This window comes from Paenibacillus sp. EKM301P (genome assembly GCF_011800295.1).
Lineage (GTDB): Bacteria > Bacillota > Bacilli > Paenibacillales > Paenibacillaceae > Paenibacillus > Paenibacillus polymyxa.
Genome location: NZ_JAALFM010000008.1, coordinates 71969 through 97431, shown reverse-complemented (window position 1 = coordinate 97431; position 25463 = coordinate 71969). Strand labels below are relative to the sequence as shown.

Sequence of the window (25463 nt, the reverse complement as noted above, 5' to 3'; positions counted from 1 at the left end):
AGAAGCGAAATGACGAATAAGGCATTTAATGCTACACGGTCAGAAAAGCTGTTTGACCTGTTCAACTATATCCTCATGGCTCTGATCGTGGTGTTGACGCTGTACCCGTTTCTGAACGTACTAGCGATTTCCCTGAACAATTCGACGGACACGGTTCGTGGCGGTATTTATATATGGCCTCGTCAGTTTACACTCGAAAATTACAAAACGATTTTCCAGTACGATGGCCTGCTTCGGGGTCTGCAGGTATCGATTTTACGTACAGTAGTTGGAACGGTGCTGGGACTCATCTGTGCTTCTATGCTTGCATTTACGCTGAGTCGGGTCGATTTCCGCGCGCGCAAGTTCATATCCACGTTTCTGGCGTTGACGATGTATTTTTCCGGCGGAATGGTGCCTGTGTTTATTTTGATGCGTGATTTGCATTTGCTGGGCACGTTCTGGGTGTATATTTTTCCGGGGCTGATCAGCGCGTTTAATGTTTTTGTCATTCGTTCCTTTATGGATGGTTTGCCGTATGCGCTACAAGAGTCTGCCAAGCTGGATGGAGCCAATGACTTTACAATATATTGGAAGATTATTTTACCGCTGTGCAAGCCTGTGCTGGCGACAATTGCCCTTTTTTTAGCGGTAAATCAATGGAACGCATGGTTTGATACGTACTTGTACAATGGAACCGCCGCGCAGTGGACAACGCTGCAATTTGAGCTGATGAAGATACTGCAAAGTACGCAGCAAGGCGGCGCCAATATGGCGAATAGCAACGATATGGCTAAGCAAATGGCTCAAATTTCGCCAGAGTCGATTAAAATGGCAATCACGATTACCGTCACGCTTCCTATTTTGCTCGTATATCCATTCCTACAAAAGTATTTTGTAGGCGGTATGACACTGGGAGCTGTTAAATCATAACAATCAAATCGTTACAGTCCATTCACAACGGTAAAATCCTACAAATGCAGGAGGTCTTGAACATGAAAAAACACTGGTCCAGATTTGCACTGATTCCCTTGCTCGCCGTATCGCTTGCAGCACTCGCAGGTTGCGGTGGAAGCGATAAAGCAGCAAAGGAAGGCTCATCCAGCGGCACAGATCCGATTACGTTTAGCTTCTTCGGAGCAGATACAAGCCCGCAATGGAATGGAATGAAAGATGAAATAGGCAAGGAAATCACCAAGAAAACAGGTGTAACTTTGAATGCGGAATTTGATGTCAGCGGCGGAGGTGGAGATGACCGAATTGCTTTGATGGCAGCAAGTGGGGAATACCCAGACCTGGTCTCTCCTAAAGCAAATATTAACAAGCTTGTGGATGCGGGGGCCATGATTGATCTGACCGATCTGATCAACGATCACGCACCCAATCTCAAAAAGCTATACGGCCCCTATATGGATCGGCTGAAATACAGCAATAAGGATCAAGCCATCTATGTTATTCCTACGTATGCAGGGGTGGGACAGGAGAGTTTTGACGCGACGGGGGGATTTGAAATTCAGCATAAGGTGCTCAAGGAACTGGGATATCCCAAGGTAAGAACATTGCAGGATTTTGAAAACGTGCTCAAAACCTATGTAGCCAAACATCCGACGATTAATGGCAAAAAAACGATCCCTCTCACGCTGGATGCGGACGACTGGAGAATTATGATTACCGTAACGAACCCTGCCTTCCAGACAACTGGAGCGCCGGATGATGGTGAATATTTTATTGATCCCAAAACTTTTGAAGCCAAGCTTCATTACAAACGTCCGGAAGAAAAAGAATATTTCCGTTGGTTAAACCACATGTACAATGAAGGGCTGCTCGATAAAGATTCGTTTGTGCAAAAAAGCGATCAATACAAATCCAAAATTGCCAGCGGTCGTGTTCTGGGTCTGATCGACCAGGAGTGGGGTTATCAGGATGCCGAAAATGCATTAAAAGCGTCAGGCAAGGCTGATGCCAGCTACGCGCATTTTCCAGTTACACTCTCAGAGGAGTACAAGGATCATTCCTTTCAGGATACGGGCTTCGCGTCCGGTTATGGTGTAGGTATTACGGAAAGTTGCAAGGACCCGGTGCGGGCTATTAAATTCCTGGATTATTTAGCTTCCGATGAAGGACAGGTGCTAGTGAACTGGGGGATTGAAGGCAAGCACTATGAAATCAAAGACGGCAAACGCGTCATTCCTGCCGATGTATTGGATCAAAAAACGAACAATACAACCAGCTTCAATAAATCCACTGGAATAGACTTGTACACATTAATGAGCGGACACTATGGGGACGGAGTGAAGGACTCTACGGGTAACTACTACACTGCCAAATTCCCGGAACAAATTATCGCGGCTTATTCGAAGCCGGAGAAAGAATCACTGAAAGCGTATGGCGTAAAAACGTGGAAGGAACTGTTTCCAGGAAAAGAAGAATTTGATGTGAAGCCTTGGGGCGCAGCCTATAACCTGACGACAGACAATGAATCCAACTATAACGTTACATTTAAAAAGACGACAGACATAATCCGCAAACGTATACCGGAAGCCATTTTAACACCAGTTTCCAATTTTGATACGGTATACGACAACATGATTAAAGAACTGGATGCCGCCGGAGCTGTCCAAATGGAACAGCAATACACGCAACTGGTAAAGGACAGAGTGGAGTTATGGAGCGGGAAGGCTGCTAAATAACGAGTCCATATTTTCCAAACTTTGAAATCTCGGAGTGACAGAGCGCATGCGCCATGGGCAATATGGGTTCAGCGCTTTGTCTGACCTTGATGAGGGAGGGTTTGAGTTGACGAAAGGCGAAAGACCACAGTCCCTACGGTTATGGTATCGCCAGCCTGCTGAGGTATGGGAGGAAGCATTGCCAGTCGGCAATGGACGGCTGGGAGCTATGGTATTTGGCGGAATCAGAGAGGAGCATTTGCAATTAAACGAGGATACGCTCTGGTCCGGATTTCCCAGAGATGGCGTTCAGTATGATGCATTGCGATATTTAGAGCCTGCCAGAAAGCTGATTGCAGATGGAAAATACAAGGAAGCAGAGCAGCTGATTACTTCGAACATGCTGGGTCGAGATACAGAAGCCTACCAGCCTTTAGGAGATTTGTGGATTACACAGGAGAACCTAGGGGAGATTGCGCATTATGAACGGGAACTGGATATGCAGACCGGAACGGCAGTGGTCACTTTTCAGAGTGATGGAGTCCACTATACTCGTGAAGTTATCGCTAGTGCACCTGATGGAGTCATAATGGTGTCACTGACTGCGAATAAGGTCGGAAAAATCCATGCATCTGTGCGTATGACTACCCCCCATCCTTGTGAGGATGAAGTTGGAGAGGATGCGCTTGGTGATTCCTCCAAAGGGGCCAACGATAACGATCCATCCGAGGAACCGACCAGGGACTTCATTACGTTGACTGGACGAGCGCCCAGTCATGTGGAATCTAATTATCACGGTGATCATCCACAGTCTGTCGTTTACGAAAATGATTTGGGGATGGCTTTTGCAGTTCAGGCGAGGGTTATTCCCGAGGGAGGAACCTTGACGACGAGGGATGACGGAGCGTTGATCATCTCGGACGCGGATAAAATCACGGTGTATTTGGCAGCGGCTACCGGATTTCGGGGATTTCAGGCTATGCCGAATAGTGATGCAACAGAGTCGGCAGAAGCATGCAAAGTCATTCTAGACGGAGCGATTTCGCTAGGAAGTGAGCAGGTGCGGCAACGCCATGAGCAGGATCACCGGAAGCTGTTTGACCGTGTTGCATTAGAACTGGGAAGTGACACGCTAACTGACGAGTCCGTTCTCCCGACGGATCTGCGATTAGAACGCTATCAGAAAGGTCAGGCAGACCAGGGGCTGGAAGTGCTGTTATTCCAATATGGACGTTATTTGCTAATGGGCAGTTCACGTCCGGGCAGTCAGCCCGCCAATCTTCAGGGCATCTGGAATGACCGGGTACAGCCGCCGTGGAACAGTAACTATACAACCAATATTAATACACAGATGAACTATTGGCCCGCAGAGGTGTGTAATCTTGCCGAGTGCCATGAGCCATTGCTGCACATGATTGGAGAAGTCGGTCGTACGGGACGCAGGGTCGCTTCCATCAATTATGGGGCTCAAGGATGGACAGCTCACCACAATATTGATGTGTGGCGAAACGCCGGACCGTCAGGTGGCCATGCCAGTTGGGCATTTTGGCCGCTTGGGGGTGTATGGCTAACCGCTCACCTATGGGAGCGTTATCTGTTCACCTTGGATACAACCTATTTGGCAGAACAGGCTTATCCGCTTATGAAGGGGGCGGCGGCCTTTTGCTTAGACTGGCTTGTGGAGGGCCCGGATGGTCGGCTTGTAACGTCCCCCTCCACTTCGCCTGAAAATAAATTCATCACGCCCGAAGGCGAGGATTGCAGTATATCCATGGGCTCTACGATGGACATGACGCTGATTCGGGAGCTATTGAGCAACTGTATTCAGGCCGCGGAACTGTTGGAGTTAGACGATGAGTTCCGTAGACGCTGCGAAGAGACACGGGAACGATTAATACCCTATCAAATCGGCCGTCACGGTCAGTTACAGGAGTGGATGGTCGATTTTGAGGAAGCGGAGCCTGGGCATCGACATGTTTCGCATCTTTTCGGGCTTTACCCCGGCCGACAGATCCATATCCGCGATACTCCAGAGCTGGCTGAGGCGGCTCGCATATCGCTACGCCGCCGGCTCGATCATGGTGGCGGTCATACCGGGTGGAGCTGTGCCTGGTTGATTAACCTGTACGCCCGGCTGGAAGATGGCGACACTGCGCATCGGTATGTTCGCACGTTGCTGTCGCGATCGACCTACCCTAATTTATTCGACGCTCACCCGCCTTTTCAGATCGACGGTAACTTTGGTGCGACGGCAGGCATCGCAGAAATGCTGCTGCAAAGCCGCCCGGGCGAGCTGACGCTATTGCCTGCCCTGCCATCGGCATGGCCTGAAGGACGGGTCAGCGGCTTGAAAGGGCGTGGCGGAATTACGGTCAGCATGGAATGGTCCGGTTCGCGGCTCGTCCGTGCGGAGCTTACCACATCGGTCCAGACGGGAAGCTGTACGATTCGCAGTGCACATCCGTTTAGCGTTGATGATCGTCGGGCTCAGCCTGATCCCAAGCACGGAGGATTTATTTTGTCATGGACTTTTACCAAAAAGCAGGAAACAACCAATGAATATACGATTATAATTGAGGGAGAGGAAGAGACACAATGACTATTTTTCAATTTCCGCAGGACTTTATGTGGGGTACCGCAACGGCCGCCTACCAAATCGAGGGGGCTTACCAGGAGGATGGAAGAGGGTTGTCGATCTGGGATACCTTTGCCCATACGCCTGGCAAAGTGTTCAACGGTGATAACGGCAATGTAGCTTGTGACAGCTATCATCGTTACGAAGAAGATATCCGTCTCATGAAGGAGCTGGGCATTCGTACATATCGTTTCTCGGTGTCCTGGCCACGTATATTCCCTAGTGGTGATGGTGAAGTCAATCAAGAGGGATTGGACTATTATCATCGTGTAGTTGATTTGTTGAATGACAACGGAATTGAACCGTTTTGTACACTGTATCACTGGGATCTGCCTCAGGCGCTACAGGATGCCGGAGGATGGGGAAATCGTCGCACAATTCAGGCATTTGTCCAGTTTGCGGAAACGATGTTCCGTGAGTTTCACGGTAAAATACAGCATTGGCTGACATTCAATGAACCGTGGTGTATCGCCTTTTTATCCAATATGCTGGGAGTTCATGCCCCGGGTCTGACGAATCTCCAGACTGCGATTGATGTAGGACATCATCTGCTGGTTGCGCATGGCCTATCTGTACGCCGATTCCGCGAGCTTGGCACCAGTGGCCAGATCGGTATCGCCCCAAATGTCTCCTGGGCTGTTCCTTACAGCACTTCTGAGGAAGATAAAGCGGCTTGTGCACGCACGATTTCCCTGCACAGTGACTGGTTTCTCCAGCCTATTTATCAAGGCTCGTATCCTCAGTTTTTGGTAGACTGGTTTGCGGAGCAGGGAGCCACCGTACCTATACAAGATGGAGATATGGACATTATCGGTGAGCCAATTGATATGATTGGTATCAATTATTATAGTATGTCGGTTAATCGATTTAATCCGGAGGCAGGATTTCTTCAATCTGAAGAAATCAATATGGGACTACCTGTAACAGATATCGGCTGGCCGGTGGAGTCACGTGGGCTGTATGAGGTACTACATTATTTGCAAAAATACGGTAACATCGATATTTACATCACAGAGAACGGGGCTTGTATCAATGATGAGGTCGTAAACGGAAAGGTGCAAGATGATCGTCGAATTTCCTACATGCAGCAGCATTTGGTGCAGGTGCACCGGGCAATTCATGATGGTCTTCATGTTAAAGGCTATATGGCATGGTCACTTTTGGACAATTTTGAGTGGGCAGAGGGGTATAATATGAGATTTGGCATGATTCATGTCGATTTTCGCACACAGGTCCGCACCCCCAAGGAAAGTTACTATTGGTATCGAAATGTAGTAAGTAATAACTGGTTGGAGACTAGACGCTAAACAAAGAGAAATGATCTGAATATAAAGCAAATTTAGGTCTGCCTCCGCTCCCGTTTGTTTAAATAGGAGGTCCTCTGGGGTAATAATAGCCAAGATGAATTACAGATGGTTCTAGTATATAGAGACCGGCAGGAATAAAAAAATAAAAAATGTGCATACTGAAAAAAATACCTGACGAGGGCACTTTTTAAACCATTTTAGACTAGAGGGAGTGGAGGGTATGGCTTCGAATTTTAGAAAATCAGGATCAAGGGATAACCAAATGAGCCGCACGGTATCTGTTATTTCTTTGATCGCTTGCATTGTAGGTATTATTCTTATTTTGCTTGATATAGGGAATTTAACTGATCGTAATATCTATCTAATGACAGGCATTGGCGCCTTTGCTGCCGGAATTTTCATTTTTCTAATCGGGAAATCATTTGTCATTGCCCGCAAGAAGGAAGACCAAGAGAACGGACATCGTTAATACAATTGAAAAGATGATGTAAAACTGATAACGAAAACAACAGCGCGGGGCTTCGAGCAGTGTAGCATGATAACTGTAAGGAGTCCCGATTTTTGCTTTAGTATAGCTTTTTTAAGATACTTCAAGATGCATAATTAACGTTTTTATATGTCATTTTTGAATTAAAAAGAAATTTTGAATTTGCAAGAGAAATTTTATTTTTAGAGATGTTTTTCACAAAAATCGGACAAATAATCGACAATTCTGTTAACAATAAAAAAAGTGGCCGCTTTTCTGCTATCTTATATAAGGGCAACATTACAGGAGTTCGTTAGTTTTGAGTAATTTACTATTTTAAGGAGAGGGGAACAACATGAACAAAAAACCAAAAGCGATTATTGCGTTGGTTTTGACCGTGCTCACGGTAGCATTGCTCATCTGGACGTGTTTTTATGCTGGCGGAAAATACGTTGTTTTCGATCCGAAAGGACCAATTGGGCAAGCACAAAAAGAGCTGATCATTCTTACAACTGCATTGTCTGCGCTTATAATTGTACCGGTTATGATTTTGACCTTCTTCATCGTTTGGCGGTATCGCGACACCCCAACAAACAAGGTGAAGTATCAACCCCATTGGGATGACAGCAAAAAGCTGGAAACCACATGGTGGGCTATTCCGATTATCGTTATCTGTATTATTGCGGTCATCACTGCGAGATATACCTACATGCTAGAGCCTTCCAAGCCGATTGCAAGCACGCAAAAGCCAGTAACGATTCAAGTAACCTCATTGGACTGGAAATGGCTCTTTATGTACCCAGAGGAAGGTATAGCTACAGTTAACCAAGTTCACATTCCTAAAGGTGTTCCAGTCCGTTTTGAACTGACTGCTGACGCTCCGATGAACTCGTTCTGGATTCCGCAATTGGGCGGTCAAATCTACACCATGTCAGGCATGGCCATGAAACTGCATTTGCAGGCCGATCACGAAGGAACTTACTTTGGCTCGGGTGCAAACTTTAGCGGTGAGCATTTTGGACAAATGCGTTTTGATGTAGAAGTCCAGTCGGATGAAGAGTATAAAAACTGGGTCGCTGACATCAAGAAGCAGTCTAAGCCGCTGACGAAAGACGGCTATTTGGCGCTTGCAAAACCAGGTTTGTCCCAGCCTGATGAGTATTCTTCGATTCCAGACGGCTTGTTCAAAGAGATTGTCAACAAGTATGTAGTGGAAGGCTCTTCTAACCCCCATGCTGGACATGGTGAAGCTACATCCACAGAAGATTCATCCAAGACCGGCACAGAAGAGCATGCCGAAATGGATATGAGTCATATGAATATGAGCGGACACAATTAAAATGATTATAGGGAAGGAGGCCCCCAATGCTTGACAAAATAAAAGAGTTTGCATCCACTTTCTTCGTTACTGGAGACCCGATGATCTATGGAGCGGACGTTTCCATCGCACTAGCAACGATCGGGATCGTGTTTGTGCTCACTTATTTCAAAAAATGGGGCTGGCTTTGGAAAAACTGGTTGACTACGGTTGACCATAAAAAAGTCGGTATTATGTATATTCTTGCGGCCATCTTGATGTTATTCCGCGGAGGCGTGGATGCATTATTGATGCGTATTCAACTTGCTACACCTGATGTGACACTCTTACATCCTGAGCATTACAACCAGATTTTTACAACTCACGGCACAATCATGATCTTGTTTATGGCGATGCCGTTGATGTTTGGTTTGTTTAACATCGCCGTACCCCTTCAAATTGGTGCGCGCGACGTTGCGTTTCCTTTCCTGAACGCATTGAGCTTCTGGCTTTTCTTTATGGGTGCGATGTTGTTCAACTTGTCCTTCGTTATTGGCGGTTCGCCAGATGCAGGCTGGTTGAGTTATCCACCGCTCTCAGAACTGCAATTTAGTCCTGGCGTCGGTCAGAACTTCTATATCTGGGGTATTCAGATTTCCGGTATAGGTTCATTGGCTACAGGGATCAACTTTATTGTTACCATCATTAAAATGCGCGCACCTGGTATGACTTGGATGAAAATGCCTGTCTTTACGTGGTCCGTATTTTCATCATGTGTTATTATCATTTTCGCGTTCCCGATTCTGACGGTTACTTTAGCTTTGCTATTCCTTGACCGCTTTGGAGGAGGACACTTCTTTACCCTTGATTTCGGCGGTAACCCGATGATGTATATCAACTTGATCTGGATGTGGGGTCACCCTGAGGTATACATTGTAGTATTGCCAGCCTTCGGTATTTATTCCGAGGTTATCAGCGTATTCTCTAAAAAGAAATTGTTTGGTTACAAATCCATGGTTTACGCCATGTTCATTATTGCGATCCTGTCCTTCTTCACGTGGGCGCATCACTTCTTCACAATGGGATCAGGCGCAGATGTTAATGCATTTTTTGCGATTTCGACGATGGTTATCGCAATACCGACAGGGGTTAAAGTATTTAACTGGCTGTTCACGATGTACCGGGGTAAACTCGAATTTAAAACTCCGATGATGTGGTCTATTGCATTTATTCCGAACTTCCTGATTGCAGGTTTGACGGGCGTCATGTTATCTGTAGCGCCTGCGGACTTCCAGTTCCATAACAGTTACTTCCTGATCGCTCACTTTCACTCTGCTCTGATTGGTGGGGTAGTGTTCGGTTACCTGGCAGGTCTGTACTACTGGTGGCCAAAAATGTTCGGTTTCACATTGCCTGAAGCGCCTGGTAAATGGGCTTTCTGGTTCTGGAATATCGGGTTCTATGTATGTTTCATTCCGCAATATTCCCTCGGTCTGATGGGTATGACACGTCGTCTGAGCACTTACGGCTGGGATACTGGCTGGCAGCCGCTTAACATGGTGTCAACCGTTGGGGCATTCCTGATGGGGATTGGTTTCTTGTTCCAGGTTCTTCAAATTCTTCTGGGTATCAAAAATTACCGCAAGCTGAAGGATACAACTGGCGACCCTTGGGGTGGTCACACGTTGGAATGGTCAATTCCTTCACCTGCACCGGAATACAATTTTGCTACCATTCCGCAAGTAGAAGAACGCGATGACTGGTGGGCAGAAAAAGATAAACGTGCAAAAGGTATCTTCAGAAAGCAACCGCCAATTGAAGCGATTCATATGCCGAAAAACTCGGCGATTCCATTCATTATGTCGGTATTCTTTTTCATTGCAGGTTTCGGTTTCGTATTTGGATGGTCGTTCTTCTATATTCCAGGGCTGATCGGCGTAGCAATTTGTATGATTTGCCGTTCGTTCTTCTCTTATGATGGCGACTACTATATCCCTGCGGATGAAGTAAAACGCACGGAAGCGGCAATAAGGGGGTCTGTATAATGGCACAAGCAGCAGCACATCACAGCCATGATCATGACCACGGGCATCACGATCCGCAAGAATTGAAGATGCTTGGTTTTTGGATCTTCCTCGTAACGGACGTAATCCTGTTCAGTACCTTGTTCGCAACCTTCGTCGTCCTTCGGAACAACACAGCCGGAGGACCAGGTGGCGCAGAGCTGTTTAACATGACGGGCGTTATTATTGAAACGTTCCTCTTGCTCACAAGCAGCTTCACAAGTGGTCTGGCTGTGTTGGCTATGAACAAAGGAAGCATGAAGGGATTAATCAACTGGTTAATCGTGACGGCAATCCTGGGTCTTGGTTTTATCGGTTTTGAAGTTTACGAGTTTGTTGAAATCGTACATGAAGGTGCTAATTTTGGAACCAGTGCGTTCTTGTCGGCATTCTTCACCTTGGTCGGAACACACGGACTTCACGTTTCGTTAGGTCTGGTTTGGATGATTGGACTTATGTTCCAGTTGAAAAAACGCGGACTTACTCCAGAGACGAAGGGCAAAGTTTCGGCATTGAGCTTGTACTGGCACTTTTTGGACGCTGTCTGGATCTTCTTGCTGACAGTTGTCTATTTGATGGGGGTGATGTAGATGGCACAGCATCAATCAGGAGCAGGTTCGCATGGTCATGATGATTCTCACGGTTCAGTGAAATCCTATGTTATCGGATTTATTCTGTCCATCGTACTGACCATCATTCCTCTCGGCGTGGTTATGAATCATATGTTGAGCCGCACTTCGACGATGGTTGTTATTTTAGCCGCGGCAGTGCTGCAATTTCTGGTTCAGCTATTCTTCTTTATGCACATCCGTGAAAGCAATGGACCACGTTGGAATGTGATGACTTTAATCTTTGGTATAGTGATCCTGTTGACCGTCGTTGGCGGTTCTGTATGGATTATGGAATACAACATGGTAGCACACTAATAAATAACACAAAGAGGAAGCGGCTCTATGCCGCTTCTTCTTTTTTTGTAAAGGGCCTGCTGAAATTAAACTGTGGCTTCTTGAACTCAAGTTTGCATGTGTGTAAAATGGAATTGTATAACAGAAGAGTGAAAAAGATAATACTAATGGAGAGTGAGGAAAACGTCATGAACACCGAAATATTGTTTAAACCTTTTAAGATAGGTAACTTATCGCTTCCCAATCGGATCGTTATGGCTCCCATGACACGAAATTTTTCTCCCCAAGGTGTTCCAGGACCTGAGGTTGCTGCGTATTATCGTCGTCGTGCGGAAAATGCTGTTGGATTGATTATTACGGAGGGAACGGCTATCAATCATCCCGCAGCTGTGGAGCACACAGGCATCCCTAACTTTTATGGTGAAGGGTTAAAGGGGTGGGCCAAGGTAGTAGAGGAGGTCCATGCGGCAGGTGGAAAAATTATACCGCAGCTTTGGCATGTGGGTACGGCCCGGAAAATAGGTGCGGATAACCAACCGAATCCCGAGGCATTGCCTGTCGGTCCTTCGGGTATTTCTCCCGCCGGTGAAAAGGTAGTTGAGCCATTGACGGAGGCGGAAATTGCGGATATCATCGCAGCCTTTGCTCAGGCCGCTACCGATGCCAAGCAGGTGGGGTTTGACGGCATTGAACTTCATGGAGCGCATGGCTATTTAATAGATCAATTTTTTTGGGATAAAACCAATAAGCGTACCGATCAATATGGAGGCGATTTGGTTCAGCGGACCCGGTTTGCGGTCGAGGTTATTGAAGCTTGTCGCCGTGCAGTGGGTCCGGATTTTCCAATTGTACTGCGATTCTCCCAGTGGAAGATGTACCATTATGGAGAAAAGCTGGCACAGACACCACAGGAACTTGAACAGTTTCTTGCACCATTGGTACGAGCCGGGGTGGATGTATTCCATTGCTCAAGCCGCCGTTTCTGGGAACCAGAATTTGAAGGATCAGATCTAAACCTAGCAGCTTGGACCAAAAAGATAACCGGCAAGCCAGTGATTACAGTGGGATCAATTGGCTTGGAGAAGGCCTTTTTAAGTGATTTGGAGAAAAATGATAATCGTCAGACTGAGCAATCCAGTAATGTAGAGGCCAGATTAGAGCAGCTCGTGGAGTTACTAGAACGAGAGGAATTTGATTTGGTTGCAGTTGGACGTGCATTGCTGGTTGATCCGGCATTTGCAGTAAAATTGCGTGATCAACAGATAAAAGAAATAATTCCTTACAGTGATGAAGTATTAAAAACGTTGAAATAAGAAAATTTCCGTTACAGGGCAAGCTGTAATATAAGCTATTCGTAAATTCTACGAATTTGCTATAATAGAAGCATCAAGTCGAAATACACGGGGTGAAAAGGATGAATTCTGAAACGGAAGCTTTGGATTGCGAGCCGGCTTGTCACGGTTCAGATCAGGAAATTGAGCGCATAAAATCTTCCCTTGTTGAGGATTCCATCGCATACAAAATGTCGGAGCTGTTTAAGGCGCTAGGTGACCCGACACGGATTAAGCTGATTTATGCCCTGGCCCAAAAGGAACTGTGTGTTCATGATTTAACACAGGTGTTGAACATGGGCCAATCTGCGGTATCCCACCAGCTTCGTTATTTGCGCAACCTGCGTATTGTCAAACGACGCAAGGAAGGCAAGACAGTGTTTTATTCATTGGATGATAATCATGTGGAGCAGATTTTTTTGCAAACCCATCAGCACATATCACATCAATGATTTTTGACAAACCAACAGCAGGGCGCCAAGCAATTGGCGCTCTTTTGGTGCTTGTCCATTGAAGTCGATTTTTTTTGTTAATAAGGGCTATGATCATTGACTTTTACCCCTAAACCTGAATATAATGACCTTAACAAATAATATATGAACAGTTGCTCATATATAGCTAATTGGAGGCCAATTATTATGGATGCTCTAAAAAGAAATGAACGGCATGAATGGATTTTGGAAGGTTTGGATTGCGCCAACTGTGCTCTTAAGATTGAAAATGGAGTCAGTAAAATAGAAGGGGTCTTGGATTGCTCGGTCAATTTTGTAACAAAAACGTTGACGATGACCACAACTTCGGATCAAAAAGAAGAGGTTTTTCGCCAAACGGAACGGAAGGTTCATAGACTTGAGCCTCATGTTCGGATGGTTGCCAAAAGTGCCGGTGGACGCCTGCGCGAAGACAGCCGAAGCAGCGTTGGTGCCGCACAGGCAAGCTGCACAGAGGATTGCGCATGTGGTCATGAGCATGATGGTGAAGGACATAATCACAATGATGGACAGCATGGTGCTCACAGTCATGGTGGCCACAGCCATGAAGCGCATGGCGCGCACGATGGGCACGACCACGGTAATCATACACACGTACATCACAATCACCATGCAGTGCACGATCATGGTGAAGCTACCCATGCTCACTCACATTCGCACTCGCATGATGATGATAGCCATGCCGGGCATACGCATGATCATGGTACGGACGGTATGCGCCGTATGATTGCGCGTCTGTCCATAGGAGCGGTTATTGCAGCTGTTGCCTGGTGGTTACCTGTTGAAGGTGTGGGCAAGCTGGCTCTATTTTTAGTGGCATATATCATCGTTGGCGGTGATGTTGTCTTGCAGGCTGCACGTAGCTTGGTGCGTGGAATGGCCTTTGACGAGTATTTCCTGATGACGCTGGCTACGGTGGGTGCATTTGCTATTGGGGAATACCCCGAAGGCGTAGCTGTCATGTTCTTTTATCAAATCGGAGAGCTATTCCAAGGCATTGCGGTTAACCGTTCACGCAAGTCCATCAGTGATCTGATGGATATTAGACCAGACTATGCCAACCTGAAGACCGCTGAGTCCGTACGGAGGGTGTCTCCAGAAGAGGTCCGTATTGGAGATTTGATAGTGATCAAGCCGGGTGAGAAGATCCCGCTGGATGGTAAGGTTGTAGAAGGTAAATCGCATGTTGATACCTCGGCGTTGACCGGTGAATCTGTGCCTCGTACCGTTGAGCCGGGAAGCAGTGTGATGAGTGGATTTGTGAACACGAATGGACTTCTGACGGTAGAGGTCAGCAAGGAATTTAGTGAATCTGCGGTCTCCAAAATTTTGGAACTGGTGCAAAATGCGAGTGCCAAAAAAGCGCCGACTGAAAAGTTTATCACGAAATTTTCCAGATATTATACTCCTGTAGTAGTTATTGTAGCGTTGTTGTTGGCAGTTGTTCCTCCGCTTGTTGTGCCGGGTGCACAGTTTGCAGATTGGTTATATCGTGCGCTTGTCTTCCTCGTTATTTCTTGTCCGTGTGCGCTGGTGGTGTCCATTCCACTGGGCTTCTTTGGCGGAATCGGGGCAGCCTCCCGTTCAGGTGTGCTGATCAAGGGCGGTAATTATCTTGAAGCCCTGAATCATGTAAAATACGCTGTTTTTGATAAAACAGGTACGCTCACCAAAGGTGTGTTCCACGTGACCGGGATTTATCCTGCCGAAGCTTTTGCGAAGGAAAGTCTGCTGGAGACTGCTGCATTGGCCGAGATGCACTCCACGCATCCTATCGCAGCTTCCTTGCGTGAAGCTTATGGCAATGAACTTCTAACGGAGCGAGTGCAGCAATATAGCGAAATATCCGGCCACGGGATTCAGGCCCAGATCGACGGGCACAAGGTATTGGCCGGAAACGCTAAGCTGATGGAGCGGGAGCGTATTGCTTTTAATGTGGCGCAGCAAGCAGGGCCAATGGATGAAGGAACGGTCGTACATGTGGCTGTAGACGGAACGTATGCTGGCTGCATTCTGATATCGGATGAGGTTAAGGAGGATGCGGCCAAAACGATTGCTTCGCTGAAAAAGCTGGGGGTGGTCAAAACCATCATGCTAACAGGTGACAATCGGACAGTTGCCGAGGCTGTAGGACGTCAGTTAGGTCTGGATGAAGTACGGGCAGAACTGTTGCCTCAGCATAAAGCCGAAGCCATTGAGCAGTTGTCTGCAAGTAAAAAACCGAGCGATAAAATCTTGTTTGTAGGCGATGGAATTAATGATACACCTGTACTTGCCTTGGCAGATGTTGGTGTAGCGATGGGCGGTTTGGGTTCGGACGCTGCGATTGAAGCAGCAGATATCGTAATCATGAACGACGAGCCTTCAAGGCTGGTGACGGCGATTCATATTGCCCAACGCACACGCTGTATCGTATGGCAAAACATTATATTTGCGCTAGGTGTCAAAGCAGTATTTCTCACATTGGGCGCGTTTGGTATTGCTACTATGTGGGAGGCTGTATTCTCCGACGTAGGTGTAACATTGCTAGCCGTATTAAATGTGATGCGTGTGCTGAAGGTTGGTTCTGACGAATAAAAAGGGAACACCCCCGTTAACATTGGATGTAGACATCCTATGAAAACAGGGGGTGTTTTTATAGCAGCCTTTTTTGTGTAGACATGTGCTTTCAGCAGTATAGAGACCTATTTTTCTCATATATCGTAGTTGTGCAGAGATGTATAAATGTGGGGAGGGTCTAATACGTTTAAGGTAGGGACTTTATAAGTAAGACCCATGTAACATTCGGTTGGTCAGTAATTAGTAAGCGTTTTCTTTATTTGGAGGGGTACTCGAATTCGTGTGTGCCAACTTGCTGACGAAAGAAAGGATGGATTACTAGCATGGAGGCTAAACTGATGCATGTATTCGCAGAGCTGTTGGGTGGCATAAACAGCCGGGATTGCAACGTTCCAGAGCCAGGTATGGAGTCTACTACACGGAGATTGGCTATGGAGACGCTAAGAGCAGGAAGCCATCAAGTATCTGCTGCACAGGAGGAAGATCCATTGGGCTGGCTTGTTAGTTTAGCCGAGCAGGGTGCAATCAGTCGAGCGGAGGCATTGCTGGCTGCAAACCCGGAATTACTTGGAGAACCGATGCTGAGTAACGGCAATGATACAGTGCAAGCCATGGACACACTACTAAAATGGAGCGATGAATACAGCGATACCTCCATACGGCTTTATGCGGATGCTCCTGCAAGTGTGAGTCGTAAAAGTACAGAAGAAGCATCAGGAATAGGCAGTCTTGACGGTTATAGTCTGCTGCATGGTCCATTGTCACTGGCATCCGGCCGCGTGAGGGAATTATGCTATGCCTATTTGGAAGCGGCAGAGTCTGGACAAAAGGTTTATGCCCCTGATGGTGAGCCCGATCCCATCCTTGTCCCCGGTTCCCGTGCATCCGAGACGTACACATCATTTAATAAAGCATCTGGTTTGCCTGGATTGTGTGAGCATCTGTCCCGACGAATCATTGGCCTGCTGGAAACAGAGTACGAGGGCTTGTTTGAGTTGCTGGGCGGATTGCCGCTGACTATAGCTTTGACTGAGCAGAATAATACAGTGGGCATCGGAAGCCTGCAGGATATGCAGCTGGAGGCATTACTGCGTGCAGCGTTGCGGAGTATGCGACAAGGGGGAGAACCACGGCTGGAGATTATGGTGCGCAATCCGGCTGACGTAAACCAGTTTCAGACTATCCGAGACTGGATTGACGGCGTTGCCGAGCAAACGTTGTGTGGGCGCCTGCGGTGCGTTCCATATCGGGTAGGCGTACTTTTGACGATTGATGCAAGTTTGGTGCCTGATGCAGGCCATACATGGAGTGAGCAATCCGCACAGTCCGAGAAGTCGGCCAACGCCGATAACATGTTCGAAGTGAGCGTACGACAGACCAAGCAGGCGGCTCAAGCTGCAGATTTGGCACGCTTTGCCGATATGATCATTTTAGAAGTCATACCAGTTCCATCTGATGACAACAGAGCTGGGGATTCGCTGATTCCATCCGTTGTTGATGGTCATGAGAATGCTAATGATACGATAAAACGCATAATGGAAGCTGTTCGGCGTGTAAAGCCCGAGCTTCCTATATGGGTGGCGATAGATGAAATTCACCAGTCCCTGGATGGGAATTGGATTTGGGAGAACAAACTGACGGGGGTCATTTGCTCGGATTCAACAGTTCCTGTTGTACGCCTCGCGGCTGCGCGTTGGAGACTGCAACAGCAAGCCAATCGTCAACACACTTCAGAAACTGCACACACCCATGCGTGGAAGTTTCCACTATAGTCTGAAGATAACCTGAATTCATGTAATAGAGGATTTTGCAAAGATCCAGTAAGCGACTTTCAATGAACAATATATAGATCGAAATGGTCTAGTTCGTCTATATATTACACTTTGGAGCGACTGGAATCGAATTTTGCAAATCCTGAATAAAACGCTTTGTAATATAGAGGATACCTGCGTTGTTTGCGCGGGTATCTTTTTTTATTTAGGCTATTAGCAGTTTACAAGTGGAAAAGAAAGGGTATATAATAAAACAAAAGTTTCTCTAAAGCAAAATAATTGTATAGATGCAAAAATGATTATCATTCTCATTGCCAAACATGCTGCTTCGGGCTTCCCGAAGCAGCATGTGCTATTTTAGGGCACTTAACAATGGATATCATTCTCAATGAGATGCAAGTACAAGGAACCAAAAATGGAAAGGAACGTGACAAGATGCAAGCAGTTCAACGATTACAAGATACGTTGTCTCCCTCTAACCGAACACTTTCAAAAAACAGTGGCAGCGGACGACCCGGTCCCAATCGCAAACCGCAATTTCAGCTCAAAAGCATGCTGAAAAATAAGGAGATGCAGGCTGCTCTAGGCAGTGGAATGCTAATGCTGATGGCATGGGGAGTCTCACATTGGTGGCAATGGCTATCCATCATTCTCTATGTAGTGTCTTATGCCCTTGGAGGCTGGTCCAAAGCCAGAGAAGGGATTGAAACCCTGATCCGAGAACATGATCTGGATGTTAATTTACTTATGATCGCTGCGTCTTTAGGAGCTGCGGCCATTGGCTACTGGAATGAAGGAGCCATGCTGATCTTTATTTTTGCACTCAGCGGTGCGCTTGAGAGCTATACCACCGAGCGCAGCAGTAAGGATATTTCCGAGCTCATGGCGTTGAAACCGGAAACGGCTTTGCGCTTGTCTCACGACGGAACAGAAACGGTTGGCATTGAGCAGCTGTTACCAGGCGACCTGCTGCTGGTTAAGCCCGGCGAACTAATTCCGGCGGACGGTCGAATCTCCAAGGGCGTGTCAGCCGTGAATCAGGCATCCATTACCGGGGAATCTGTTCCGGTAAACAAAGAGGCAGGTGACGAAGTATATGCAGGCACCATTAATGGAGAAGGCGTGCTATATGTAGAGGTCAGCCAGTCCTCGGAAGATACTTTATTTTCAAAAATCATTCGTATGGTAGAAGAGGCCCGGACCGAGGTTCCCGATTCCCAGCGGTTTATTAAAACATTCGAATCGGTATACGCCCGAATTGTTGTTGCCGTCACGCTGATCGTCATTGTGGGTGCACCCCTAGCATTAGGCTGGACGTGGGCAGCGGCTTTTTACAAGGCGATGGTGTTCCTTGTCGTAGCCTCACCTTGTGCGCTCGTGTCATCCATTATGCCGGTGATGCTATCGGCCATTTCCAATCGTGCCCGGCGGGGCATCCTGTTCAAAGGTGGCGCGCATGTGGAGAATATGGCATTAACTTCGGTTGTTGCTTTTGACAAAACGGGCACGTTAACGAAGGGCTCACCTGTGGTCACGGATTGGATTGTCGCCCCAGATTACGATGCTGATGAGCTATTGCACATTGTCGCGACAATCGAAAGCTATTCCTTACATCCGCTGGCGCGAGCGATTGTAGCCAAAGCCGAAGCTGAATTGGGACAGAGAGAGCTGCTCACAGCCGAGCAAGTGCAGGCCCTTACCGGATGGGGGATGGAAGGCATTATAGGTGGGGTAAAATGGAAAATCGGTCGCACGAACGTGCTGGATGAACCTGGTCTTCTGACTGAGCCAGAGTGGGTGGAGAGTCGAGCACGACTGGAAGCCGAGGGCAAAACCGTATCCATCATTCTCGCGGATGATCGGATTGTCGGAATGCTGGCGCTACGTGACGAGCTGCGTCCACAGGCACGAGAATCTGTGAAACGCCTGCAAGCACAGGGGATTCGGGTCGTCATGTTGACCGGAGACCGCCCGGAAACGGCAGCCGTGATCGCGGCACAGGCTGGAGTCGACGCCGTATATGCCGGCTTAATGCCGGAGGGCAAAGTCAGTCATATTCGCATGTTGCGGGAGCAATACGGGCATGTCGTCATGGTCGGCGACGGTGTGAACGACGCTCCGGCCTTGACCGCAGCAACCGTAGGGCTAGGCATGGGGATGCATGGCAGTGGAGCAGCGCTAGAGGTTGCAGACGTGGTGCTAATGAACGACGGAATTGAGGAGATTGCTCCGACGATATCACTGGCGCGCAAGGCGCAGCGAGTGATCAAACAAAATATGATCTTCGCGGTAAGTGTCATTGTGCTGCTGGTGATCAGTAATTTTGTGCAAAATATAGCCCTGCCATTTGGGGTCATTGGGCATGAAGGTAGTACACTGCTTGTCATTTTGAACGGCCTGCGCTTATTGCGGTCATAAGACTATAAACCAATTCACAAATCACAAGATTACAAACAGTCAGGAGCATTCAACCCTCTTACATCCAAGGGGGATGAATGCTCCTTCTTTCTTTGGTAGTGTTAGTCTATTTTGTATGCAAGGCAAAGTTTATCTCATACTTCTAATCGCGACTGCTGTACGCCTATCTACGACGCGGTGTAGACCGCCGCAAGAACAGGGAAAACAGTAATCCCGCCAGTGCAATTCCGGTTGCAATGATGAAGGCATCATTAATACCATGGATCGTCGATTCTGTAACAGCCCTTCCGTATACCTGTTGTATCGCGAGTGCAGAGCCGCTTTCCGCAGAAATACCCGCTGTTTGTGCGAGGGTTTGTCCCAGTTGTGATACGCCTTCCGTTACAGAGGCATTGGCTGTGGTAGCGACATTCGCATAATCTGCCATATGAACCGTAGTCCGGCTGCTCATTACAGTAATGAGCCAAGCGGTACCGATAGATCCGGCGATTTGCCGTACTGTATTGGACATGGCAGTACCATGGCTGCCGAGATGTGGAGGCAACTGGTTGAGCCCTTCCGTCTGGACGGACATCATCAGCAGTGACATCCCGAAGCTGCGAATCGTATAGATGATCATAATATGTCCATAGGTGGTGGCATCGGTCAGCAGACTGAATTCCCATGTCGTGACTGCCGTAATGATTAGCCCGATGATCGCCAACGGTCTCGCGCCAATACGATCGAATACTGCCCCTGATATCGGTGACATCACACCCATCAGCAGTGCACCCGGCAACAGCAGCAGACCGGATTGCAGCGGTGTAAAGGCGCGTATATTTTGCAAATAGATCGGCAGTAGCAGCATCCCGCCGAACATGGTCATATTGACCGTAGCCCCAACCAGCGTAGATACGGTAAAAATATCATATTTAAATACACGGAATTCCAGCATAGGCTCCAACATGTTCAGCTCACGCACGACAAAAAACACAATAAATACGATCCCAAAAGCGAGCGAGAGTATAACTGTATTGCTGCTCCAGCCCTTGTCTCCAGCTGAACTAAAGCCATACAACAGAAGGCCAAAACCAAGGGTGGAAAAAATGGTTCCCAGCAGGTCAAAATGCGGTTTTGTCAGCTTGGACACATTTTTGAGCCAGCGCACAGCAAACAGAATATCAATGATCGCCAGCGGAATTACTAACAAAAATAGCAGCCGCCAACTGTAGTGCTCCACAATCCAGCCAGATAAAGTGGGTCCTACCGCCGGAGCAAACATCATGGCGATCCCCATGGTTCCCATAGCAGCCCCCCGTTTTTCGGGAGGAAATACAGTCAGGAACACGTTCATCACCACAGGCATGATGATGCCCGCACCGCTGGCTTGAATCACGCGTCCAACCAGCATAGGCGCGAAGCCGGTGCTGGCAGCGCAGACGACAGACCCGGCAGTAAATAACCCCATCGCGGATATGAACAGGGCACGTGTCCCGAATGACTCAATGAGAAAAGCGGTGATTGGAATCAAAATCCCGTTGGTCAGCATATATCCGGTGGATAGCCATTGAACGGTTGTGGCAGACACATTGAAGTCATTCATCAAGTGCGGAATCGCCACGTTTAGCAACGTTTGATTCAAAATCGAAATGAAGGCGCCTAGCAGCAGCACGGACAGAATGCGTCCGACGGACATTTTTTGATCCATGACAGCCTCCTACTTGTGAACTCTGATCGTCGCACTCATTCCCGGGATAATTCCCAGCCCCTTGTAACCTTGAATGGAAATGGTAACAGGCACGACCTGCGTCACCTTGGTATAGTTGGCAGTGGTATTGGAAGTAGGCAGCAGTGAAAAGGTGGAGGCGGTCGCCAGACCGATCTTTTCGAGCTTACCGCTCAGGGACGTATCCGGGTAAGCATCAATATACACGTCTACGGTCTGACCTACCTGGAGATCCTGCACGGCCGTTTCGTCTATATTGGCAGTAATCCAAAGATTGTTCAGATCAAAGGCTTTCGCTAAAGGTGTACCCGCCCCGACTATCGAGTTGTTGACAGCCGTTTGCTGCACAACGGTACCATCAGTTGGAATCGTAACGCTAATTCGGCTTCCGCCTCCTTCAACACTGCCCAGCGTGCTGCCAGCGGTGTACGTCTTACCAACTTCAGCATTCCAACCTGTGAGCTTGCCTGCGCTTGGAGAGGCAACGGTAACCGCTTGTCCGCTCACTTGGGCATTATCGGTTTTTATGTAGTTGGCGGACTGATTGTAGTAATAGGCGGCGGCTCCACCTCCTGCCAGAATAATGATGATTACCAGCAGGTTAACTAATATGGCGCGCGAATTCATATTGTGCATGCCTCCCTAGTATTTTTGGATGTTCAAAGTATGCGTCAAACGATTCATAATATTCAGATGGGTTTTGGGAAAGGTTAAGAGCGTATGCCAAAAGGATGATCTTGCTGACAAAGGATGATGTGCATAATGACGACCAGAATTATGATTGTATATGACAGTGAAAATGGACATACCGAACGTCTTGCTCGCTCGATCGCAGAAGGGGCACGCCTGGATCACACAGAAGTGATGCTAAAACATGTGAATGAGGCCGATGTGAATGAGCTTGTAAGCGTAGATGCGATCATATGGGGGTGCCCGGGTCATTTTGGTACCATCAGTAGCGGTCTGAAGAGCTGGATTGATAGGCTGGGGTATCTGTGGGCGCAGGGCAAGCTAGTGGACAAAATCGGGGCTGTGTTTTGCACAACCGCTACCGTCCATGGTGGATTGGAATCAACGCTACTGAATTTGATTACTCCAATGCTTCATCAAGGTATGATTATTGTAGGCCTGCCCGCTAGCATCACAGAGAATGCGCTCTACGGCTCCTATTACGGCGTAGGGGTAACATGTCCGGTGGAGACAGACCCCGATGGGCCGCCCAACCTTCCAACGGGGGATGATCTTGCGTTAGGTCGCTCTTTGGGCAAACGGGTCGCTGAGATGGCGGGACGGTACCGTAACGCCGAAAGAGAATAGGAGGCCGCCGATGACCATTGCTTTTATTGTAGTAGCTGTGGTTGCCTTTATCTTTTTGCTGGTATTTAATACGAAGATGACGCGCAAGTCCTCGGCCAAGAATCGCCCCAACCAAGAGGAATCCCGGCAAAGAAGCAAACGTCCTTATCCTGTGCAGGTGGAACCCAAGGCGCATGAATTGACGGAGCATACGGGAGAGATCCAGCCTAAGAATTCGAGCGTTGAAGAACATCGTGCAGAGGAGCAGCACAAATTGCCTGATATCCAAACGGATATAAAGGTGGAGAAAGATCGCGAGAATACAGAAGGTGCCTACGGGGACCAGGATTATCGTGCGGCTTTGCGTGGTTTTGCTGGAAAGGACGAAGAAAAGGATGGACATTCCCGACTCTCTAATGGAGAGAAGGAGAATTCCAAAAGTGAGGACGAGCAGTATCGTGAAGCACTGCGTTCCATGAACCGAAAAAAATGAGATCCCTTCATTTGAACATGACGAAAAGGCTGCTTTACTGTCTGGAATACAGGCAGAAGACAGCCTTTTTGTGTTGCACGGCTATAGCCATTCGGTTAGCCCGATCATCGTAATCAAGCCGAGAATAAAGGAGAATGTAGCGATTCGCTGATTACCGTCCCCGTGACTTTCGGGAATCAGTTCCTTGTAAACGATAAACATCATAGCCCCGGCGGCAAAAGCAAGGCCATACGGCACCAGTCCGTTCACCCAGCTGCTCAAGTAAAAACCGATCAGACTGGTGATGATTTCCACAGCCCCGGTTAGGGTAGCAATGCCCAATGCCTTGAAACGCCCAATGTTTTGATTCACCAGGAATAACGCTACAATAAAGCCTTCCGGGGCATTTTGCAGACCGATAGAGAAGGCAATGAGATTGCCTAGATTCTGAGTCTCACTCGCGTAGCTGACCCCAACAGAGAGCCCTTCCGGCAAGTTGTGCAACGTAATAGCTGCGATGATGAGAAAAGATTTGGACTCCAATTGAAAAGTTTTGGAATCCGGGTCCTCCAAATCGGCATGGGGGATATACATTTCCATCACCAGTAATACGAGGCAACCGAGCAAAATCCCCGCAGTCAGCACGAACCAATTGGAATGCTGTATCGCTTCTGGAATCAGGTTATACACCGATGCAGAGGTCATAATTCCTGCGGCATAAGCCAGCAGAACATCACGAAGCCGGTGTGTGATATTACGCATAAACAGAATAGGCACGGCGCCGAGTCCAGTGGACAAGGCAGAAATTAAGCTACCTACGAAAACGTCATTCATAATCGGGATAATCCCTCCATACCTCATTTATCTTTAAGCTTCGCTTCATGAAAACTTCATTTGACTGTTTACAGCTCTTTCCGCATAATGAAATTAGGATTTAGAATCAGTCTAAGTCATAAAAAGCTATAAAACAAGTGATTCGTTTTTACAACATCCGGGTGTCCACTTTTTGGGATGAGCTTCTGCCAGCAGTACTTTTAGAGTATATGCAGCAGCCCAGCGCCCGGTACCGAAAACTCGCTATATAATACTTATGATATTTTAGGAGGAACCAAGATATGTACAAGTCCATTATTATAGGTACCGGCCCTGCCGGTTTGACCGCCGCTATTTACCTGGCACGTGCTAATATGAACCCGCTGGTGATCGAAGGACCGCAGCCAGGCGGACAATTAACCACGACTACAGAAGTTGAGAATTTTCCAGGCTTTCCTGAAGGAATCATGGGACCCGATTTGATGGATAATATGCGTAAGCAAGCGGAGCGTTTTGGCGCTGAATTCCGCACAGGCTGGGTGAACAAGGTAGACACAACTGCTCGTCCATTTACACTGGATGTAGAAGGTTTGGGTGAACTGGTTACCGATACGCTGATTATTTCCACAGGGGCGACTGCCAAATACCTGGGGATTCCCGGTGAACAGGATAACATCGGACGCGGCGTGAGCACTTGCGCTACCTGTGACGGGTTCTTCTTCCGTGGCAAAGAAATCGTTGTTATCGGTGGTGGGGACTCTGCACTGGAAGAAGCTAATTTCCTGACTCGTTTTGCCTCCAAAGTAACGTTGGTACATCGTCGTGAAGAATTGAGAGCTTCTAAAATTATGCAGGATCGTGCTCGTGCGAACAGCAAAATTGAATGGGCGCTCAATCGTACTCCTGTAGAAGTAGTTGCAGACGAAAACGGAGTAACTGGCTTGAAAGTGCTGAACAATGCAACAGGTGAAGAGGAAATCATTACAGTGAGCGGCGTATTCGTGGCGATTGGACATCATCCGAATACAGGCTTCCTTGAGGGACAAATTACAACGGATGCGAACGGTTATATCGTCGTTAATCCGGGTACTTCCGAAACAAACGTGCCTGGCGTATTCGCTTGTGGCGACGTACAGGATACACGCTACAGACAAGCGATTACCGCAGCAGGTAGTGGTTGTATGGCTGCTATGGACAGCGAGAAATACATTGAAAGTCTGGAGCACAGTGCACTGGCCCTGTAATACTTGCAAGTGTGTATAAATATGATGTAACAAAATAAATG

At 47.7% G+C, this 25463-nt stretch carries 20 protein-coding genes; 17 read left to right on the top strand and 3 right to left on the bottom strand.

The window, feature by feature from the left end; all coding sequences use genetic code 11:
* The first annotated feature begins 9 nt into the window (after positions 1 to 9).
* The 14 genes from HFD99_RS18640 (at position 10) to HFD99_RS18575 (ending at position 19892) form a co-directional block, all read left to right on the top strand.
* A complete protein-coding gene (locus tag HFD99_RS18640; protein WP_016820331.1) occupies positions 10 to 912 on the top strand; it encodes a carbohydrate ABC transporter permease in 903 nt (300 codons plus the stop codon).
* A gap of 62 nt (positions 913 to 974) precedes the next feature.
* Positions 975 to 2669 carry an ABC transporter substrate-binding protein gene (locus HFD99_RS18635; RefSeq protein ID WP_117290018.1) on the top strand — a complete coding sequence of 565 codons (1695 nt, stop codon included), beginning with the start codon at positions 975 to 977 and terminating at the stop codon, positions 2667 to 2669.
* A gap of 106 nt (positions 2670 to 2775) precedes the next feature.
* Positions 2776 to 5247: a glycoside hydrolase family 95 protein gene (locus tag HFD99_RS18630; RefSeq protein WP_167440974.1), complete on the top strand. Its 2472-nt coding sequence runs from the start codon at positions 2776 to 2778 to the stop codon at positions 5245 to 5247.
* Complete coding sequence (locus HFD99_RS18625; protein ID WP_123797660.1) at positions 5244 to 6590, top strand: GH1 family beta-glucosidase; 1347 nt, start codon at positions 5244 to 5246, stop codon at positions 6588 to 6590. The genes HFD99_RS18630 and HFD99_RS18625 overlap by 4 nt, the downstream gene beginning before the upstream one ends.
* A gap of 220 nt (positions 6591 to 6810) precedes the next feature.
* Positions 6811 to 7059 (top strand): hypothetical protein, encoded by a 249-nt coding sequence (locus HFD99_RS18620; protein WP_016820327.1) that lies wholly within the window; start codon positions 6811 to 6813, stop codon positions 7057 to 7059.
* A gap of 352 nt (positions 7060 to 7411) precedes the next feature.
* The gene (gene cyoA, locus HFD99_RS18615) at positions 7412 to 8395 is read left to right on the top strand and encodes a ubiquinol oxidase subunit II (protein ID WP_016820326.1); all 984 of its coding nucleotides are present in this window, start codon (positions 7412 to 7414) and stop codon (positions 8393 to 8395) included.
* A 26-nt stretch (positions 8396 to 8421) separates the two neighbouring features.
* On the top strand, positions 8422 to 10398 hold the full coding sequence (locus HFD99_RS18610) for a cbb3-type cytochrome c oxidase subunit I (RefSeq protein ID WP_123797659.1): 1977 nt from the start codon (positions 8422 to 8424) through the stop codon (positions 10396 to 10398).
* Positions 10398 to 11006 carry a cytochrome o ubiquinol oxidase subunit III gene (cyoC, locus tag HFD99_RS18605; protein WP_016820325.1) on the top strand — a complete coding sequence of 203 codons (609 nt, stop codon included), beginning with the start codon at positions 10398 to 10400 and terminating at the stop codon, positions 11004 to 11006. The genes HFD99_RS18610 and cyoC overlap by 1 nt, the downstream gene beginning before the upstream one ends.
* Positions 11007 to 11342, top strand: coding sequence for a cytochrome o ubiquinol oxidase subunit IV (gene cyoD, locus HFD99_RS18600; protein WP_016820324.1), 336 nt, complete (start codon positions 11007 to 11009; stop codon positions 11340 to 11342). It begins immediately after the preceding gene.
* A 167-nt stretch (positions 11343 to 11509) separates the two neighbouring features.
* Positions 11510 to 12634, top strand: a complete 1125-nt coding sequence (locus HFD99_RS18595; RefSeq protein WP_185094047.1) for an NADH:flavin oxidoreductase — start codon at positions 11510 to 11512, stop codon at positions 12632 to 12634.
* A 101-nt stretch (positions 12635 to 12735) separates the two neighbouring features.
* Positions 12736 to 13104 (top strand): ArsR/SmtB family transcription factor, encoded by a 369-nt coding sequence (locus HFD99_RS18590; protein ID WP_007432172.1) that lies wholly within the window; start codon positions 12736 to 12738, stop codon positions 13102 to 13104.
* A gap of 186 nt (positions 13105 to 13290) precedes the next feature.
* Complete coding sequence (locus HFD99_RS18585) at positions 13291 to 15720, top strand: heavy metal translocating P-type ATPase (protein WP_016820322.1); 2430 nt, start codon at positions 13291 to 13293, stop codon at positions 15718 to 15720.
* 305 nt (positions 15721 to 16025) lie between these two features.
* Positions 16026 to 17474, top strand: a complete 1449-nt coding sequence (locus HFD99_RS18580) for a hypothetical protein (RefSeq protein ID WP_016820321.1) — start codon at positions 16026 to 16028, stop codon at positions 17472 to 17474.
* Positions 17475 to 17909: 435 nt separating this feature from the next.
* The gene (locus HFD99_RS18575; protein ID WP_039269306.1) at positions 17910 to 19892 is read left to right on the top strand and encodes a heavy metal translocating P-type ATPase; all 1983 of its coding nucleotides are present in this window, start codon (positions 17910 to 17912) and stop codon (positions 19890 to 19892) included.
* A gap of 163 nt (positions 19893 to 20055) precedes the next feature.
* Here HFD99_RS18575 and HFD99_RS18570 read toward each other — a convergent pair whose 3' ends face one another.
* Complete coding sequence (locus HFD99_RS18570) at positions 20056 to 21579, bottom strand: DHA2 family efflux MFS transporter permease subunit (protein ID WP_016820319.1); 1524 nt, start codon at positions 21577 to 21579, stop codon at positions 20056 to 20058.
* Between the two features lie 9 nt (positions 21580 to 21588).
* A complete protein-coding gene (locus tag HFD99_RS18565) occupies positions 21589 to 22224 on the bottom strand; it encodes an HlyD family secretion protein (protein WP_016820318.1) in 636 nt (211 codons plus the stop codon).
* Positions 22225 to 22359: 135 nt separating this feature from the next.
* Here HFD99_RS18565 and HFD99_RS18560 point away from each other — a divergent pair, with 135 nt between their 5' ends.
* Both HFD99_RS18560 and HFD99_RS18555 read left to right on the top strand, forming a co-directional pair.
* On the top strand, positions 22360 to 22914 hold the full coding sequence (locus tag HFD99_RS18560) for an NAD(P)H-dependent oxidoreductase (protein WP_019688620.1): 555 nt from the start codon (positions 22360 to 22362) through the stop codon (positions 22912 to 22914).
* 10 nt (positions 22915 to 22924) lie between these two features.
* On the top strand, positions 22925 to 23386 hold the full coding sequence (locus HFD99_RS18555; RefSeq protein ID WP_017425975.1) for a hypothetical protein: 462 nt from the start codon (positions 22925 to 22927) through the stop codon (positions 23384 to 23386).
* An 81-nt stretch (positions 23387 to 23467) separates the two neighbouring features.
* Here the strand turns inward: HFD99_RS18555 and HFD99_RS18550 are convergent, their stop codons facing one another.
* On the bottom strand, positions 23468 to 24199 hold the full coding sequence (locus HFD99_RS18550) for a ZIP family metal transporter (RefSeq protein ID WP_013373094.1): 732 nt from the start codon (positions 24197 to 24199) through the stop codon (positions 23468 to 23470).
* 281 nt (positions 24200 to 24480) lie between these two features.
* Between HFD99_RS18550 and trxB the strand changes: the two genes are divergently transcribed.
* A complete protein-coding gene (gene trxB / locus HFD99_RS18545; RefSeq protein ID WP_016820315.1) occupies positions 24481 to 25422 on the top strand; it encodes a thioredoxin-disulfide reductase in 942 nt (313 codons plus the stop codon).
* Positions 25423 to 25463: the final 41 nt, after the last annotated feature.

Coding starts and splice junctions, on each gene's coding strand:
- HFD99_RS18640 (WP_016820331.1), top strand. CDS start 10: ATGACGAATAAGGCATTTAATGCTACACGGTCAGAAAAGCTGTTTGAC.
- HFD99_RS18635 (WP_117290018.1), top strand. CDS start 975: ATGAAAAAACACTGGTCCAGATTTGCACTGATTCCCTTGCTCGCCGTA.
- HFD99_RS18625 (WP_123797660.1), top strand. CDS start 5,244: ATGACTATTTTTCAATTTCCGCAGGACTTTATGTGGGGTACCGCAACG.
- HFD99_RS18620 (WP_016820327.1), top strand. CDS start 6,811: ATGGCTTCGAATTTTAGAAAATCAGGATCAAGGGATAACCAAATGAGC.
- cyoA (WP_016820326.1), top strand. CDS start 7,412: ATGAACAAAAAACCAAAAGCGATTATTGCGTTGGTTTTGACCGTGCTC.
- HFD99_RS18610 (WP_123797659.1), top strand. CDS start 8,422: ATGCTTGACAAAATAAAAGAGTTTGCATCCACTTTCTTCGTTACTGGA.
- cyoC (WP_016820325.1), top strand. CDS start 10,398: ATGGCACAAGCAGCAGCACATCACAGCCATGATCATGACCACGGGCAT.
- cyoD (WP_016820324.1), top strand. CDS start 11,007: ATGGCACAGCATCAATCAGGAGCAGGTTCGCATGGTCATGATGATTCT.
- HFD99_RS18595 (WP_185094047.1), top strand. CDS start 11,510: ATGAACACCGAAATATTGTTTAAACCTTTTAAGATAGGTAACTTATCG.
- HFD99_RS18590 (WP_007432172.1), top strand. CDS start 12,736: ATGAATTCTGAAACGGAAGCTTTGGATTGCGAGCCGGCTTGTCACGGT.
- HFD99_RS18585 (WP_016820322.1), top strand. CDS start 13,291: ATGGATGCTCTAAAAAGAAATGAACGGCATGAATGGATTTTGGAAGGT.
- HFD99_RS18580 (WP_016820321.1), top strand. CDS start 16,026: ATGGAGGCTAAACTGATGCATGTATTCGCAGAGCTGTTGGGTGGCATA.
- HFD99_RS18575 (WP_039269306.1), top strand. CDS start 17,910: ATGCAAGCAGTTCAACGATTACAAGATACGTTGTCTCCCTCTAACCGA.
- HFD99_RS18570 (WP_016820319.1), bottom strand. CDS start 21,579: ATGGATCAAAAAATGTCCGTCGGACGCATTCTGTCCGTGCTGCTGCTA.
- HFD99_RS18565 (WP_016820318.1), bottom strand. CDS start 22,224: ATGAATTCGCGCGCCATATTAGTTAACCTGCTGGTAATCATCATTATT.
- HFD99_RS18560 (WP_019688620.1), top strand. CDS start 22,360: ATGACGACCAGAATTATGATTGTATATGACAGTGAAAATGGACATACC.
- HFD99_RS18555 (WP_017425975.1), top strand. CDS start 22,925: ATGACCATTGCTTTTATTGTAGTAGCTGTGGTTGCCTTTATCTTTTTG.
- HFD99_RS18550 (WP_013373094.1), bottom strand. CDS start 24,199: ATGAATGACGTTTTCGTAGGTAGCTTAATTTCTGCCTTGTCCACTGGA.
- trxB (WP_016820315.1), top strand. CDS start 24,481: ATGTACAAGTCCATTATTATAGGTACCGGCCCTGCCGGTTTGACCGCC.